The organism is Cupriavidus sp. DL-D2, assembly GCF_039710735.1.
Lineage (GTDB): Bacteria > Pseudomonadota > Gammaproteobacteria > Burkholderiales > Burkholderiaceae > Cupriavidus.
The window spans coordinates 1-14,820 of sequence record NZ_JBDKXK010000048.1; the positions used below are offsets into that span (position 1 = coordinate 1).

Annotated in this window: 12 protein-coding genes; 5 read left to right on the forward strand and 7 right to left on the reverse strand. The window is 64.0% G+C overall.

Annotated elements, in window-relative coordinates:
• Nucleotides 1–102 precede the first annotated feature (102 nt).
• The gene (locus ABDB81_RS21560; protein ID WP_346813571.1) at nucleotides 103–1,266 is read right to left on the reverse strand and encodes a porin; all 1,164 of its coding nucleotides are present in this window, start codon (nucleotides 1,264–1,266) and stop codon (nucleotides 103–105) included.
• Nucleotides 1,267–1,534: 268 nt separating this feature from the next.
• Nucleotides 1,535–2,272, reverse strand: a complete 738-nt coding sequence (locus ABDB81_RS21565) for an aspartate/glutamate racemase family protein (RefSeq protein ID WP_346813517.1) — start codon at nucleotides 2,270–2,272, stop codon at nucleotides 1,535–1,537.
• Nucleotides 2,273–2,494: 222 nt separating this feature from the next.
• On the opposite strand from ABDB81_RS21565, the gene ABDB81_RS21570 reads away from it, so the two are divergent.
• Both ABDB81_RS21570 and ABDB81_RS21575 read left to right on the forward strand, forming a co-directional pair.
• On the forward strand, nucleotides 2,495–4,951 hold the full coding sequence (locus ABDB81_RS21570) for an ATP-binding protein (RefSeq protein ID WP_346813519.1): 2,457 nt from the start codon (nucleotides 2,495–2,497) through the stop codon (nucleotides 4,949–4,951).
• Complete coding sequence (locus ABDB81_RS21575; protein ID WP_137927911.1) at nucleotides 4,914–5,369, forward strand: response regulator; 456 nt, start codon at nucleotides 4,914–4,916, stop codon at nucleotides 5,367–5,369. The genes ABDB81_RS21570 and ABDB81_RS21575 overlap by 38 nt, the downstream gene beginning before the upstream one ends.
• Before the next feature lie 17 nt (nucleotides 5,370–5,386).
• Here ABDB81_RS21575 and ABDB81_RS21580 read toward each other — a convergent pair whose 3' ends face one another.
• Together ABDB81_RS21580 and ABDB81_RS21585 are read right to left on the reverse strand one after the other, a co-directional pair.
• Nucleotides 5,387–7,042 carry an ATP-binding protein gene (locus ABDB81_RS21580; protein WP_346813523.1) on the reverse strand — a complete coding sequence of 552 codons (1,656 nt, stop codon included), beginning with the start codon at nucleotides 7,040–7,042 and terminating at the stop codon, nucleotides 5,387–5,389.
• A 16-nt stretch (nucleotides 7,043–7,058) separates the two neighbouring features.
• Nucleotides 7,059–7,664, reverse strand: a complete 606-nt coding sequence (locus tag ABDB81_RS21585) for a biliverdin-producing heme oxygenase (protein WP_249359709.1) — start codon at nucleotides 7,662–7,664, stop codon at nucleotides 7,059–7,061.
• Between the two features lie 235 nt (nucleotides 7,665–7,899).
• On the opposite strand from ABDB81_RS21585, the gene ABDB81_RS21590 reads away from it, so the two are divergent.
• Nucleotides 7,900–8,208: a zf-TFIIB domain-containing protein gene (locus ABDB81_RS21590; RefSeq protein ID WP_160474202.1), complete on the forward strand. Its 309-nt coding sequence runs from the start codon at nucleotides 7,900–7,902 to the stop codon at nucleotides 8,206–8,208.
• A 129-nt stretch (nucleotides 8,209–8,337) separates the two neighbouring features.
• Here ABDB81_RS21590 and ABDB81_RS21595 read toward each other — a convergent pair whose 3' ends face one another.
• Entirely contained in the window at nucleotides 8,338–8,781 is a 444-nt protein-coding gene (locus ABDB81_RS21595; RefSeq protein ID WP_137927908.1) for a nuclear transport factor 2 family protein, read from the reverse strand.
• Nucleotides 8,782–8,932: 151 nt separating this feature from the next.
• Nucleotides 8,933–10,135 carry an NnrS family protein gene (locus ABDB81_RS21600; RefSeq protein WP_346813529.1) on the reverse strand — a complete coding sequence of 401 codons (1,203 nt, stop codon included), beginning with the start codon at nucleotides 10,133–10,135 and terminating at the stop codon, nucleotides 8,933–8,935.
• A gap of 387 nt (nucleotides 10,136–10,522) precedes the next feature.
• On the opposite strand from ABDB81_RS21600, the gene ABDB81_RS21605 reads away from it, so the two are divergent.
• Nucleotides 10,523–12,142: a methyl-accepting chemotaxis protein gene (locus tag ABDB81_RS21605; RefSeq protein WP_346813530.1), complete on the forward strand. Its 1,620-nt coding sequence runs from the start codon at nucleotides 10,523–10,525 to the stop codon at nucleotides 12,140–12,142.
• A gap of 90 nt (nucleotides 12,143–12,232) precedes the next feature.
• Here the strand turns inward: ABDB81_RS21605 and ABDB81_RS21610 are convergent, their stop codons facing one another.
• Nucleotides 12,233–13,822: a hypothetical protein gene (locus ABDB81_RS21610; protein ID WP_346813532.1), complete on the reverse strand. Its 1,590-nt coding sequence runs from the start codon at nucleotides 13,820–13,822 to the stop codon at nucleotides 12,233–12,235.
• Between the two features lie 148 nt (nucleotides 13,823–13,970).
• Between ABDB81_RS21610 and ABDB81_RS21615 the strand changes: the two genes are divergently transcribed.
• Nucleotides 13,971–14,804, forward strand: coding sequence for a class D beta-lactamase (locus ABDB81_RS21615; protein WP_160474730.1), 834 nt, complete (start codon nucleotides 13,971–13,973; stop codon nucleotides 14,802–14,804).
• Nucleotides 14,805–14,820: the final 16 nt, after the last annotated feature.

Sequence of the window (14,820 nt, forward strand, 5' to 3'; positions counted from 1 at the left end):
GAGGGTCAGCAGTGCAAGTTGCGACGAGGCCGGCAAGCAGAACCTCCTGCCCTCTCCCCCAGCCCCTCTCCCTGTGGGAGAGGGGAGCAAAACACGGGCAAATCAAAACTTGTGCCGAACCCCCAACGCCACACCGATCATGTTGCTCTGCCCATTGGCGAGCGCATAGCTATTGCCGAGCGACAGGCTGTTGGCATACACCGTAGCCAATGATTCAAGCATCAGCCCCGCGTTCTTCGCATAGGCTGTGGACAGGTAGAGATCCGTGCGCTTGGACAACGTGTAGTTGGCCACGAACGCCACCTGCCACGGGTTCGCTGCGTTTGCGCCATACAGGTTCTTGAGATCGTCGTAGTTGTATTCCAGTGTGAGCCCAATGGCTGGCGTGACCTGGTAGTTGGCGCCGATCCAGTAGAAGTCATCGCGCTGGATGATGGTGCCTGCTGCGTTCTTGTTCTGCCCCCATCGATATCCACCCATCACCTTGGCGACGTTGCTGAACGCATAGCTGGCGCCGATGGCGGCTTTTCGCATCGTGCCGCTGCTGGTGCCAATGGTGGGATTCCACTGGTCGTAGCCGGCGGTCACGCCGACCGGGCCAATGGAGTAGGCCACTGCCGCACCGTATGCGGTATCGCGGCGGAAGGCGCCCGGCACTTCGCCGTTGCCGCCGATCGGCGTGGGGATGCCCACGGACGCGGGCAAGGCCAGCCCCGTACCGAACGACCAGTGCGCCAGCGCGATAAGGGGCCCGAACTGTCCCGTGTATTTGATCGTGTTGTCCTCGCGGAAGTTGGCACCCGATTGCAGTACGACGGGTTCGTACTGCGTGGCGTATGCAGTGGGCGAGAAGTTGGCCAATGCCTCGAACATCGACGTGTACTGGCGCCCCAGGCTGATCTGGCCGATGCCAGCCTTGGACAAGCCCACGAATGCCTGGCGCCCGAACAGCCTGCCGCTTTGCTGCAGCGTGCCGTTGTCCGCGCTGATACCGCTCTCCAGCACAAATACGCCCTTGACTCCGCCGCCAAGATCCTCGGTGCCGCGCAGGCCCCAGCGTGAACCGGCCAGCCCGCCGGAATTCATGCGGTAGACATTGTTCGATGGACCAGGATTGAAACCGTTAGCCGCGATGGGCACGGCGCCCACATGGTTCGCGTATTCCACGTTCATGTCGATGACGCCATACAGCGTGACATTCGATTGCGCGTAGGCGGTGCTAACACATGCCAGCGCTATCGCAAGTGCCATGCGTGCACGACGCATGGCGTTGACCTTGGTGCTCATATGTCTCCTCGATTCTCGTTATGGGAACGAGCGAAGTATCGAGGAACGACGGTGGACGGTTTGACTATCGGGGACAGCGTTTTTGCTTCACGGGACAGTGCGGGAAAACCCGTTTGGGGTTTGTGAGGGGGCGCGCCGTGCCCGTGCGACGCACTCGCCAGCTATAGCGACGCCGCAGCCGGTTCTGCCGCTGCGCGGTCGATTACTTCCATTGCGCCGCACCCGGCCGGTGCGCGTGAATCAGGAGTCAGGTGTCGAGGGCAAAGGTCGACAACATGCCGGCATAGTGCTTCGGCAGCGGTCGCGCAAAGTCGCCGCGCTTGCTTGTGGAGAGTCGCAACGATATGAGCGACTCGGCCATCTTCACGGCGCAGGCCACGCCGTCGATGACGGGCGCGCCGATGGCGTCAGAGATGGATTCGCACAGGTCGGCCATCCCGGCGCAGCCCAGCACGATGCAGTCGCTGCGGTCCTCGTCCAGTGCCTGTCGGCAGGCATCGGTGATGATGCGGCGTGCATCGGAACCGGGTTTTTCGAGATCGAGCACGGGCAGGTCGCTCGCACGCACGTTGCGGCAGAAGCGTTCCATGCCGTAGCGCTCGGCCAGGTGCCACGCGATATTGCAGGTGCGCGGGAGGGTGGTCACCACGCTGAAGCCGGTGCCGATGAAGCTTGCCGTGTGCATGGCTGCTTCCGCTATCCCAATCACGGGGCCGCGGGCCAGTTCCCGCGCCGCGTACAGTCCCGGATCGCCGAAGCACGCGATGACGTAGCCATCCACGTCTTCCCGCTCACCACTCAGGATTTCGTCGAGGATGCCGGGCACGCTGAGTGCCTCGTCATAGTGGCTCTCGATCGACGCCGGCCCCATGCGCGGGCTGACCGCGATGATGCGCGTATTGGCCTGCGCAACCGTGCGGGCGCAGTGGCCTATTTTGTCGGTCATGCTCTGCGTGGTGTTCGGATTGATGATCTTGATTTTCATGGTGCGGGTCATGGACAGGATCAGCTCGCGCGGGCGGCATCATGCGCGAGGCCAGTGCACGGAGCAGCGCAGGCGCATGGTCAAAGCAATGCCCATGCCGATCCTTGCCCAATCCTTGTAATTTTTACCGGATGGCTTGCGGGTGCTGTCAATTCGGCACATCGCCAGCACGCTCCCGATGCCTGTGCGAAAATCCACCGCATGCCTACCGGCGGAGCCCGCATGCCTTACGACTCCCAGTCCCTGGTGACCGCATCGTCCGACGATTGCGCCCGGGAACCCATCCATATCCCCGGTGGTATCCAGCCACACGGATACCTGCTGAGCGTCGACGAGGCGGGCAGGGTCGTACAGGCGAGCCGCAACGTCGCGGTGCTGGCTGGTATCGACATCGAGGCCGTAGCGGGACGTGCGCTGGCCGAAGTGGTCGGTGCAGAAGCCGCGGGTCTCGCGCTGCGTGCGCTCGACAGTCTCGAGGCCGAAGGCATTCCCCTCTACGCAGGTTCCATTGACGATCCGCGCACCGGACGCGGCGACGCATCGTCACATCCACCGCTGGCCATCGTGGTGCATAGCCACCTGGGCGTGCGCATCGTGGAATTCGAACCGGCGCGCGGCCGGGCCGAAGTGTTTGCGTCGATGTACCCGCTGGTGCGCACCTTCATCAACAGCCTGCAGCATGCGGGCGATATCGAAGGGCTGGCCGCGCTGGCCGCGCGCGAAGTGCATCGCATCACGGGTTTTGGCCGCACCATGGTGTATTCGTTCGATGACGAAGGCCATGGCCATGTCATTGCCGAGTCGATGGAACCTGGCTACGCGAGCTATCTTGGCCAGCGCTTCCCTGCGTCGGACATTCCGGTGCAGGCACGCGCGCTATACGTGCGCAACCGCATTCGCCTGATTGCCGATGCCGATTACGTGGCCGCGCCGCTGGTGCCTGCGCTGCATCCCGCCACGGGCAAGCCGACCGATCTCACCTACGCCTCGTTGCGCAGTATCTCGCCGGTGCATGTGCAGTACATGAAGAACATGGGCACGTGGGCATCGATGTCGATGTCGATCGTGGTGCGCGGGCGGCTGTGGGGTTTGATCTCCTGTCATCACGACACGGCGCGGCTGCCGTCGTTCGAGGTACGCACGGCGTGCGAACACATTGCACAGGTGCTGTCGCTGCAGGTGGAGGCCAAGGAGGATCACGCCGAGGCGGACTACCGTCTGGCGCTGCGCCGCACGCAGACGAACCTGCTGGCATCGATGGCCAACACCGAGGATTTTGTCGAGTCCATCGGCAGCGATGCCCGCAGTCTGCTTGGGCTGGTGGGCGCCACCGGTGCCGTGGCCGTGTTTGAAGGTCGTATCGTGCGCGTGGGTGACGCGCCGCCCGACGCCGCCATCGAGGCGATGGTGACGTGGCTCGACGCGCAATCCGAAGAGGTCTTCGCCACCGACAATCTCGCCCAGGCGTGGCCGGAAGCCGCGGATCACGGGCTCGGGCCGGAGGCGGCCGGCGTGCTGGTGGTGTCCCTCTCGCGGCTGTTCCGCAACTACGTGATCTGGTTCCGTGCGGAGGTGGTGCGCACGATCCGCTGGGCGGGCGATCCGCGCGCGAAGCTCTCCACGCTGTCCACCACGTTGTCACCGCGCGAGAGCTTCGAGGTCTGGACCCAGATCGTGCGCGGCCGCTCGCAGCCGTGGCGCCAGGCGGAAATCGAGGTGGCGGGAGAATTCCGCGGCGCGTTGCTCGGCATCGTGCTGCGCCGCGCGGAAGAACTCGCGCAACTCGCGCTCGAACTGGGCCGCGTCAATCGCGAACTGGAGGGGTTCTCGTACACGGTCTCTCACGATCTGCGCGCACCGCTGCGCCATATCGTCGGCTTTGCGGATCTGCTGCGCGACATGGACTACAGCCGCCTGTCCGACCGCGGCAAGCATTTCATCGAGCGGATCATTGCGCAGGCGCGTTTCGGCGGCAAGCTCGTGGATGACCTGCTCGCGTTCTCGCAGATGGGCCGCGCGGCGCTGCGTCCGCAACGCCTGGATATGAAGGCGCTGGTCGAGCGCCTGGTAAGCGAGGAATCGAAGGATATCGGCACGCGCCGTCTGGAATGCCGCGTCGGCGATCTCGGCCATGTCATGGCGGACCCCGTGCTGATGGACGTGGTGTTGCGCAACCTGATCGCGAACGCGATAAAATTCACGGGCCTGCGCGGCGTGGATGCCGACGGTGCACCGGCGCAGGTCGAGATTGGCGTGGAGCCGGGCGAAGGCGAGCATGCGGGGCACGATGTGTTCTTCGTGCGCGACAACGGCGTGGGTTTCGATATGCGATACGCCGACAAGCTGTTTGGTGTGTTCCAGCGCCTGCACCGCGTGGAGGAGTTCCCGGGCACGGGCATCGGCCTGGCCAGCGTGCGCCGCATCGTGGAACGTCACGGCGGCACCACGTGGGCGCACGCCGAAGTGGACAAGGGCGCCACGATCCGGTTCTCGCTGCCGCGCGATTTCGTGCCCGAGGGCACGACGGGCGTGAACGAGACCGCCGCAGAGGCGGCATCGCGGCTGGCAGCGGTGTCGTCGGGCCAACCCTACAAGCCAGTGTTGAAAGATCTGAAAGATTTGAAAGGTACGGAGAATGAGTGTGCTGAGACCGATCCTGCTGGTCGAGGACAATCCTGACGATATCGAGCTGACGCTGATTGCGCTGGAGCGAAGCCGCCTGGCCAATCCGGTGGTATCGGTACGCGATGGCGCCGAGGCGCTAGACTTCCTGCGTCGCCAGGGGGCCTTCGCGAATCGCACGGAAGAGAACCCGGCCGTGATCCTGCTCGACAAGAAGCTGCCAAAGGTGGATGGCCACGAGGTCTTGCGCGAGGTACGCGCCGACGAGAGCCTGCGCCGCATCCCGGTGGTGATGCTGACGTCGTCACGCGAGGAACGCGATCTGCTCAAGAGCTACGACCTCGGCGTGAATGCCTATGTCGTGAAGCCAGTGGAGTTCGACGACTTCATGGCGGCCATCAATGACCTGGGCGTGTTCTGGGCCGTGCTGAACGAACCGCCACCGTATGGGTCGGGGGCGGGCAGCGCGGAGTGATGCAGGTGCAGGTCCGGCTATCGCGCTGCGTCGGCGCGGTGGCCTGCCTGAATGGCCGGCAGGCAGACACGGAAGGTGGCCCCCTTGCCCAGTCCGTCGCTGTGCGCGGTGACGGTGCCATTGTGCAGGACCACAAGATTCTTCACCATCCATAGCCCCAGGCCAAGGCCGGGCGCGCGCTGCGAACGCTCCTGATGCGCCTGTTCGAAACGCTCGAATATCCGTTCGAGCGCCTCCGGCGAAATCCCCAGTCCGTTGTCGCGCACCACCAGTTCGGCGCACTGGCCGTTGGTGGTCACACTCAGTTCCACACTGCCGCGTTCGGCAAATTTCAGCGCATTGGTCAACAGGTTGAGCACCACCTGCTTCAGGCGGCTCTCGTCGGCGCTGACCATGCAGGGCGTAGATGCCGACACGACAAGCGTGACGTTGCGCGACTCCGCATCGAGCCGCAGGTCTTCCGCAACCGTCGCCGCCAGCGCGGCCATGTCCAGTTGACGGAGTTCGACGGAGAGCTTGCCCGTGGCGATGGCACCGCTATCGAGCAGATCGTCCACCATGCGCGCCAGTTGGCGCGTATTGCGTTCGATGACCTGCGCCGCGCGATTCACGTGAGACGGATCGGTGCCGCGTTCGAGTAGCGTGGTCCACCAGAGAATGGCGTGCAGCGGCGAGCGCAACTCATGGCTGACCGCCGCCACAAAGTGGTCCATGGCCTGAGCGCCCCGTTCGCTGACTTCGCGCGCCCGCTGCTCTTCCTCGGCAATGGCGCGGTAGTGGAGTTCGGATGCCTTGCGCGCGGTGATGTCGATCGTGAAACCGATCATCGATTGCGGCGAGCCGTCTTCCAGATAGCGCGCCGCGCCGCGCGACATCAGCCAGCGCATCGTGCCGTCGCGCCAGACCACGCGATACTCCACCTCGAAATGCGCGCGTGCGGCGATGGCGCGGTCCATGGCGGCGCGCACGTCGCGACGGTCCGCTTCATGCATCAATTCGTCGAATACACGCGCCTCGTTGATCGTTTCCTGGGGCGACAGGCCCATGTTGGCCTTGCACTGGTCGGTGCAGGCCATGTAGCCGGTGGCGATGTCGAGTTCCCACGCGCCAACCTTGGCAAAGGCGAGCAACTCTTCGAGCCGTTCGCGATGCGTTTGCAGCGCGGCGTTGGCTTCATCGACGAGCAGCTTGCGCAACCGGGCCTGCGAACGCAGCTTGGCGTGCTCGCGGCGGCTCTGCTCGGACTGCACGATCTGGTCGGTGACATCGCTGATCTTGAGCACGACCACGGGCGCGGCGGTGCCCACGCCGGCCAGCCGCGTCGCACGCGCCTGCCAGTAGCGTTCGCCGTCGCCGTTGCCGGCAGGGTGGCCGTCGTAACGGATCAGCGGCGACATGCGAGACTCGCCGACAACCAGTTGGCCAAGCGTGGCCAGCAGCCAGTCGCGGCGCGCCGCCATCTGCGATGCCGAGAGCGTCGGGTTGATGACGAAGATCGACTTGCCCATGACTTCGTGGGCCGCGCGGCCGGACATCGTCAGGTAGGTGGCATTGGCGTGGATCACCTCGTCGTGACTGTTGAGCACGAGATAGGCGTCGGGCAGGGCATCGAACAGCGCAGCGCTGTCGAAGACCTGGTCGGCTGACCTTGCTGAGGCGGCGGTGTCTGACATGCGCTCTCCCGGTCCGCTATTTGACGCCGTGGCCGGACGCCATCGACGGGATGCGGGCGAGCAGGTCATCGAAAGCGCGTTGTGCGCCCTGACCGGCCAGTGCAATGTCATCGTCGGTGGTGACATGCGTGCGCAGCGCGTGCAGGAATTGTTGCCAGCGCGGGCCGGGCGATGCGCCGCCACCGAGATAGCGCAGCGGATGGGGTGCCAGGCGCTCGGCGAAATTCCGATAGATCACGGCGCCGCCAAGCTGCGAGCCTTCGATGACATAGCAGAGTCCCCAGCGGTAGGCCGGTTCGCTGCGCAGCGTGCCAACGTCGATGTTGTCCACCGTGGCGCCGCCCTGCGGGATCGCGGTATCCGCCAGGTCTTGCTCCAGCACATCCGCACGCGAGACTTGCGGCAGGCGGGCAGGGTCCTGCGGACCGTCGTCAAAACCCGCCAGCCAGGTCTCCAGCGGCGCCAGCCAGGCGCGCAGGATCAGCAGGTGGTCGCGATAGTCGACGAGCGTCGGCGCGGCGTGCGCCAGCGGCATCGCACGGTCCAGGACGGCGTGTTTTTCCGAGGTGGCGGCTCGCAGCGAGGCGAGCACATCGGAAGGGGGTGTCGAGTGTTCAGTCACGTAGGTGATGATCCCGCAAACCACATGGCGCCAGCTCGGCGATCAGGGTCTGGCGAGGCGGCGTATCAAGCCCACATGGTACAGGAACTGCCATCCGCTGCGGTCAGGTGCGCCAGCCGCCGATACCGGGACGATGACTCAAACATGACATTGCTGCCATCTGCGGGAATCCATCTGATCTGAATCATAGAATGGGCCCGTCGCGCCTAGTGCGCAGCTGTAGAAGGAGTGCTTGATGAAGTGTCCGACCTGTTCCGATGCCACGCTGGTGATGTCAGACCGACAAGGCGTGGAAATCGACTACTGCCCGCAGTGCCGTGGCGTGTGGCTCGACCGTGGCGAACTGGACAAGATTCTCGAACGGTCGGTCAGCGCGGCTCCAGCGCCGCAACCCACTGCGTCACGCCAGTCAGCGCCGCAGCCTTCGTATGAGGGGGATCGTGGCCGCTACGGTCACGACAAGGATTACCGCCATGACCGGCACGATCGGCATGACAAATACGACAAACGCAAGAAGTCGTGGCTGTACGAGATCTTCGACTGATCGGTGATCAATGAAATAGGGGCGCCGATGGTTGGCGCCCCTTTTGTTTGCTCCCATCGACTATAGAGGTCAGACATCCTATAAATGTATGCTCGATGGAACAGGTAACCCCTCCGTCGCCTGCCGTCTTTATGCGGCAGCCTTGACGGCCTGGCGAGCGATCAGCTTCCACTGTCCGCCCTGCTTCTGCCAGACCTGCAACACCTTGAGCAGCACGGTGCCCGGTTTGCCGCTATCCAGCGTTTCGCCGGCCAGCGTGTGGCGGATGACCGCCACGTCGCCCGAGACATTCACGGTCTGGTCGGTGATGTTGATGCTGACGAAATCGGATTTCTTGTCGAGCAGATCGCCGATGAAGCTGGCACGCGTGTCGATGCGACCACCGGAGTGGCCGTAGCTCAGCGAATCGCCGACCAGTCCGGACAGCACCGCCTGGTCGGGATCGACCATGGCAGCGCGCAGCTTTTCGGCGGCTGTCGTGACGGACTGCGAATCATTGGATTGGGCCAGGACTGGGGTGGCCAGGACGGCCAGCAGGGCAGCGGCGCCCAGCGCCGCGCGGATCTTGCGCATGATGTCTCCCGAATTCTTGTTGGATGCTCGGTATGCGGATGCTTTGAGAGGGCAACTCGTCCTTGCGGACAGGTTGTAAGTCATCGTATCACGTCGAGGCAAAATCGCAACGTAGGGTTAGCGCCGGGTGACATTGGGGGAAACGCGCGGATCAGCCTTCCTTGCCATCGATGCGTGGACGCATCAGGAACGGGGTGTACTTGATGAGGAAGCTCACCAGCGACAGCGCCCATAGCGCACCGGCAACGGCGATCACCTCGGGCTTGGCTTCCGGCATGGCGAGGGGGCCGGCAACGCGGACCACGGCTGCCAGCACCATGCAGAGGTAGGCGAGGTGTTCCATATGGCCCGATTGCATCTGGCGTCCCGTATGGCCGAGCGCCGTGCGCGTGACCATGGCAATGATCGCGCAGCCGATCACGCCGACAGTCAGCGCGTGCAGGGCCGTGGAGCGGTCGAGCCAGCCCAATGCAGCCGCCGCAATGAGCAGGAAGCCAACGGGCAGAAAGGCATAGGCCAGATGCAGGATGAAGAGGATCGGCTTCCTGACCGTACCCAGCGGATTCCAGCCGTACAGTCGAATGCCATGCGCGATGGCTGCGCCTGCGGCGAGCACCGCAGTCAGCGGCCCCGGCGCCTGAAACGCTGCCGACATCGTGGCAAGCAGCGTGAGACCGATTACCGATCGTTCAACCATCGTCCAGCGGCGGATGCGTGCGCCGGGAATCGCATTGCCAGTGAACATCGGAATGATGCGGCCACCGATCACTGTCACGAAGATGACCACCAGCCCCGTTGCCGCTTCGGTGGCGTGCAGCGCCCAATCGGGACGACCCGCCAGCGCCGCAACATGGAACCCGATGTTGAGCGCGCCCATGATGCCGAGTGCGATGGCAAGCCCGTAGTTGCGTTGGCTCTTTGCCCGCCGCAGGATGCGATAGAAGCTCGCGCTGCACAGTGGCAGGAAGGCGATGTCCACAGCAATCGCGGCCCACGCCGGACCTGTCCACATCAGCACGCGTGCGGCCAGCCATACCGTTGCGAGGATGCCGAGCCATGTGCCCTGCGGCGTCTGTAATCCCGTCCAGTTCTTGCCCGCCGTGAAGAGGAATCCCACCACAACGGCGGCGGCGAATCCGAACACCATTTCATGGGCGTGCCAGAGCATCGCGCCGAGCCACGGTTGCGTGGCGGGTTGCCACCAGCCCAGGTACATCGCCACCCATGCCAAAACGGAAAGTGCGCCAAACGCGGCGGCCAGCAGATAGAACGGTCGGAAGCCAAGGGCCAGTACGGGCAGGCCGCGATAGCTGTTCGAGGGGGTAGGCGGGGAGATCTGCAGCAGGACGGACATGATTGGCGGGGCAAGTCGGAGGGGGTGGGACGCACTCGATTCTAGAAAAGATGCATATGGAATGCAATTTAAAAAAAGGATCATGGCGTGAGGCATGCGCAACATGCCCATACATTTCTGAACATTTCATGACACTTTGTCACCCTGACCCCTCGGGAGAGGGGACTAAAGGAGAGGCGGTATGCCGTTAGCCTGCGGACATACATCTAGAGCATGGCGTCAAGAACGCCAGCCAGCGCCGGTCTGAGATGTTGTCGGCGCACGGCGCGCCAGTATCAAAGAGGAACGGGATCTCTCCAGCGATACCTGCTCCGCGATACACATCGTGGCGCGATCGTCATTGGCCATTGCCGTCGGCCATTCAATCGGGAAACAGAGGGGAAAACCGTGAAATTCCGAGATCTGTCTATCAAGACCAGACTGCTGGCGGGGTTTGGCACGCTTGCGCTCGTAGTACTCGCAGTGTCTGGGTTGTCGCTGAAGGCGCTGGGCGAATCCATCGACGGCTTCGACAACTACATCCATGGCCTGAACGCGCGTGGCGAGGTAGCGTCTCAACTGCGCGCCGCCGTGGACCAGCGCGCAATTGCCGCGCGCAACCTTGTATTGGTGACCACGCCTGCCGACCTCGATCTGGAAAAGACCGAGGTCCTCAAGGCGCATGAGGATGTGCAGCAGCGCCTGGGCAAACTCAAGCAGATGATCCAGGCCAATGGCGTCAGCGAAGGCGCGCGCAATCTCGTGGCCGAGATGGATCGCATCGAGGGCAAGTATGGCAAGGTGGCCACGGATATCGTGGGGCTGGCTCTCGACAAGAAGACCGAGGCGGCCATCGCCAAGATGAATGCAGAATGCCGCCCGCTGCTGGCCGCGCTGATCAAGGCGACGCAGGACTACGCCGAATTTACGCGCGATCGTCAGAAGGACATGGTCGCGAAGATCAACGATGAGTACACCCGCCAGCGACTGATGCTGATCCTGGCGGCAGTGGCTGCCGTGGCGTTCGCCATCATCGGCGGCTTGCTGCTGACGCGTGCGATCACGGCGCCGATCCAGCGTGCGGTGGAAGTGGCGCGCACCGTGGCACGTGGCGAACTGGGCTCGCAGATTGTCGTCGATTCGAAAGATGAGACCGGCCGCCTGCTCGCTGCGCTGCGCGACATGAACGACCGGCTGACGGAGACGGTGGGCCGCGTGCGTGCGAGCAGTTCGAACATCGAGGTGGCGACGGGCGAAATTGCCAACGGCAACATGGATCTGTCGAGCCGCACGGAGCAACAGGCGGCATCGCTGGAAGAAACCGCCGCCAGCATGGAGCAGTTGACCGCCACCGTGCGCCACAACACCGAGAACGCACGCCAGGCCAGCGAGCTGGCACGCAACGCTGCGGAAGTGGCACAGCAGGGCAGTGGCACCGTGGGCCGCGTGGTGGACACGATGGAAGGCATCAGCGCCAGTTCGGCCCGCATTGCGGACATCACCGGCATCATCGAGAGCATCGCGTTCCAGACCAATATCCTGGCGCTCAACGCAGCAGTGGAAGCGGCGCGTGCAGGCGAGCAGGGACGTGGCTTTGCTGTCGTGGCAAGCGAGGTGCGCAGCCTGGCGCAGCGGTCATCGAACGCAGCCAAGGAAATCAAGGAGCTGATCGAGGCATCGGTGGCACAGGTGCAGGCCGGCTCCACACTGGCCGGCGAAGCGGGTCAGACCATGGCCGAAGTGACCGACGCCGTGGCCCGCGTGACGAACATCGTCAACGAAATCGCTGCGGCATCCGCCGAACAGAACCGAGGCATCGAACAGGTGAACCAGGCCATCGTCCAGATCGATCAGGTCACGCAGCAGAATGCGTCGCTGGTGCACGAGGCTGCGACGGCATCGAAATCACTGGAGGAACAGGGGCGGTTGCTGACAGAGGCGGTGGCGTTCTTCAAGGTGCCTTCGGGCGGCGTGGTGCGGAGTGCGCCGGGGCAGTTGGTTGTCAGGGGCAATGTGGCGTACGCATAAGTCGCGTTATCTCCCGCGTTTGGTTTGCTCCCCTCTCCCGCTTTGCGGGAGAGGGGAGCGCATAACAACGGTTCGCGGTCGTGTTGAGATCTACATCCCCACTCGCAACTCCGGTGGCAGCGTCCTCAACCCCGCGTGAAAGAACCCCTTCTCGCTTGCACGTAGTGATCCGATCTGCTGCTTGAGTCGTTCCACCGCTTCATACGCATTCACCGACGCACCCTGCTCGTGCGTGAGATACCACGCCGATTCCATCAACAGGTTCGACAGTTGCAGCGCGTTGTAACGCACGCGCCCCGTATCGTGCTCCTCCAGCGCGAACGCGGCCACTGATGACCAACGGACAAAACCCTTGGCTGGTGCGAACGGCGCATGGAACGGACGCAATGCATCGATGGCGGCAGTCACCGTGAGCGGTTGCTGCGCACGGAATGCCGCAAGCGAAGACGAGGCATCGGCTTCCAGATGGCCGCGTGCCACCCGTAACAGGAAGATGGTGTTCCAGGCCGATCCACCGCCTACGCCGAATCGATCGCAGATCCATTCCGACAATCCAAGCCAGCGCATGGCCTGACGTTGCACGTCGCCAGCGACCATCGCGCGCGATGCATCCACGAGACGGAACTGCCAGAACAACCATAGCGACCAGCCGATGTTCGCGGCGGCGTGCTGCACGGCGTCTACCGAATCCGCTTCGTATGCCGCCTGCAGTGCGCCGGAGAAGCCTTCCATCGCCAGGCGCGCCGCTTGTTGTTTCTGCTGCGGAGTGCCCACGCCATCCGGACGCAGCGCCAGGCTCTTCTGCACGAGTGCTTCGAGGTTGAGCGTTTCGAATCGCACGCGCGGGTTGTAGCGCACCACGGGTCGCAGTTCCGCGTCGCCTGACAGGCGTGCGAGTTCGTGTTGTGCAGCGTCGAGATCTGCGCGCGCATAGTGCTCCCACGCTCGCACCACGTGTGCCATGGCCGCGAAGGTCGGCAGCGCGGCATTGACGCCGCCTGCCACCACAATGCGCTGGAAGCGGCGCAACGCTGCGCGGCTGCGGTCCAGTCGGTCACTGCGCCGCCAGGCCAGGCTTTCCTTGAGCAAGGAGAGCGCCAACTGAAAATCATCGGCAGCGGTGCGCTGCGCTGCGCGGAACGATTCGGCCACGCCGTGATCGAGCGTGCCGGCGAAGCCGTCCTGCGCGCCGCGCATCGCCTGCGTCAGATGGCGCCAGAAGGCCATGTCGCGCATCGCATACTGCAGGCCGTCCTCGGCGGGAATCGACGGGGCATTGCCGGCTTCCGGGGTTTGTCCCAGCCAACGCGCCACACCCGCTGGTCCCAACGGTTTGCCTTCGACCGTGAAACGCAGGCGCCGCGCGGTGGCAGCACTCATCCAGAACGGTCCACGGCTGCGATGCGAAATGGGCAACGCGGAGATGCCGAGCGTGCGATCGCTGCCCCATCCCACTGGAATCCTCCAGCGCGAAAAATCCGCGAAGGCGCGCGAGACGATCATGCGCACGTCGGCGGCTTCCGCAAAGCGTGTGCGGACGACATTGGCGTTGAGCGCTTCCTGATCGCGCGATGCGGCGAGCCAGATGCGCGCGAGCATCCAGACGGACTGGTAACGCGCGGGCTGGTCATCCACACGATAGGGCGCAGAGAGTTCGACGAAGATCGATGTCGGGGGCATGCCGCATGTTACGCGTGTTACAGCATGCGCGGTTGGCGCGAACGAGGTCATTGCCTATGCTCCGCATCACGATCCGGGCCTGGATTGCCATGCGTCAGCCTGACGCCAACCCATCAATGAAAAACCAGAAAGGGGTCTGCACATGCCTATGCGACACAGCATCGCCCGGTTGTTCCTCACCACGACATTGCTGCTGGCCGGCGCCGCGCGCGCCGCAGCGCCAGCCGCAAGCACGCTCGATGCCAAGCCGTTGTTCGATGCCGCTGGCGCCGATGGCACGATGGTGATCTACGATGTGCGCCAGCAGCGCACCATGACCTACAACCCGAAGCGCGCTGCCACCCAGTATTCGCCTGCATCGACGTTCAAGATCTTCAATTCGCTGATCGGCCTGGAGACCGGCGCGGTAGCGGACGTGGATCACGACAAGCTGCCATGGGACGGCAAGGTGTGGATGCACCACGGCAAGCCCATCCTGCCGGCGGTTTGCAATGGCGACGTGGCGCTGCGCGTGGCGCTGCCCAACTCATGCGTGCCGGCGTATCAGGCGCTGGCGCGGCGCGTGGGCACCGTGCAGTATCGCAAGTACCTGACGGCCGCGCACTTCGGCAATGCCGATGTGGAAGGGCCCGTGGACCGTTTCTGGCTCAACGGGCACCTGAAGATCAGCGCGAACCAGCAGGTCGATTTCCTGCGCAACGTGGCGGCGCACAAGGTGCCGTTGATCTCCGAGCGCAGCTTCGATGCACTCGACGACATCCTCACTATCGAGAAGACGGCCGACTACACGCTGCGTGCGAAGACGGGTTGGGATGCCTCCGGCACGGCAGGGGCGGACGTGGGCTGGTGGGTGGGCTGGGTCACGCGTGGCGAGAATACCTGGGTGTTCGCGCTGAACCTCGACATGTCGAAGCCTGAAGCCGGCGCGCGCAGGCAGGAGATCGCGCGCGCGATGCTCAGGCAGGTGGGTGCGTTGCCCTGATCGTTCGATCCGGGCA

Bases quoted from the DNA above. Each gene is read 5' to 3' on its own strand.
- ABDB81_RS21595 (WP_137927908.1), bottom strand. From the start codon at position 8,781: ATGCGCAAGATCCGCGCGGCGCTGGGCGCCGCTGCCCTGCTGGCCGTC.
- ABDB81_RS21580 (WP_346813523.1), bottom strand. From the start codon at position 7,042: ATGTCAGACACCGCCGCCTCAGCAAGGTCAGCCGACCAGGTCTTCGAC.
- ABDB81_RS21600 (WP_346813529.1), bottom strand. From the start codon at position 10,135: ATGTCCGTCCTGCTGCAGATCTCCCCGCCTACCCCCTCGAACAGCTAT.
- ABDB81_RS21560 (WP_346813571.1), bottom strand. From the start codon at position 1,266: ATGCGTCGTGCACGCATGGCACTTGCGATAGCGCTGGCATGTGTTAGC.
- ABDB81_RS21615 (WP_160474730.1), top strand. From the start codon at position 13,971: ATGCGACACAGCATCGCCCGGTTGTTCCTCACCACGACATTGCTGCTG.
- ABDB81_RS21565 (WP_346813517.1), bottom strand. From the start codon at position 2,272: ATGAAAATCAAGATCATCAATCCGAACACCACGCAGAGCATGACCGAC.
- ABDB81_RS21570 (WP_346813519.1), top strand. From the start codon at position 2,495: ATGCCTTACGACTCCCAGTCCCTGGTGACCGCATCGTCCGACGATTGC.
- ABDB81_RS21590 (WP_160474202.1), top strand. From the start codon at position 7,900: ATGAAGTGTCCGACCTGTTCCGATGCCACGCTGGTGATGTCAGACCGA.
- ABDB81_RS21610 (WP_346813532.1), bottom strand. From the start codon at position 13,822: ATGCCCCCGACATCGATCTTCGTCGAACTCTCTGCGCCCTATCGTGTG.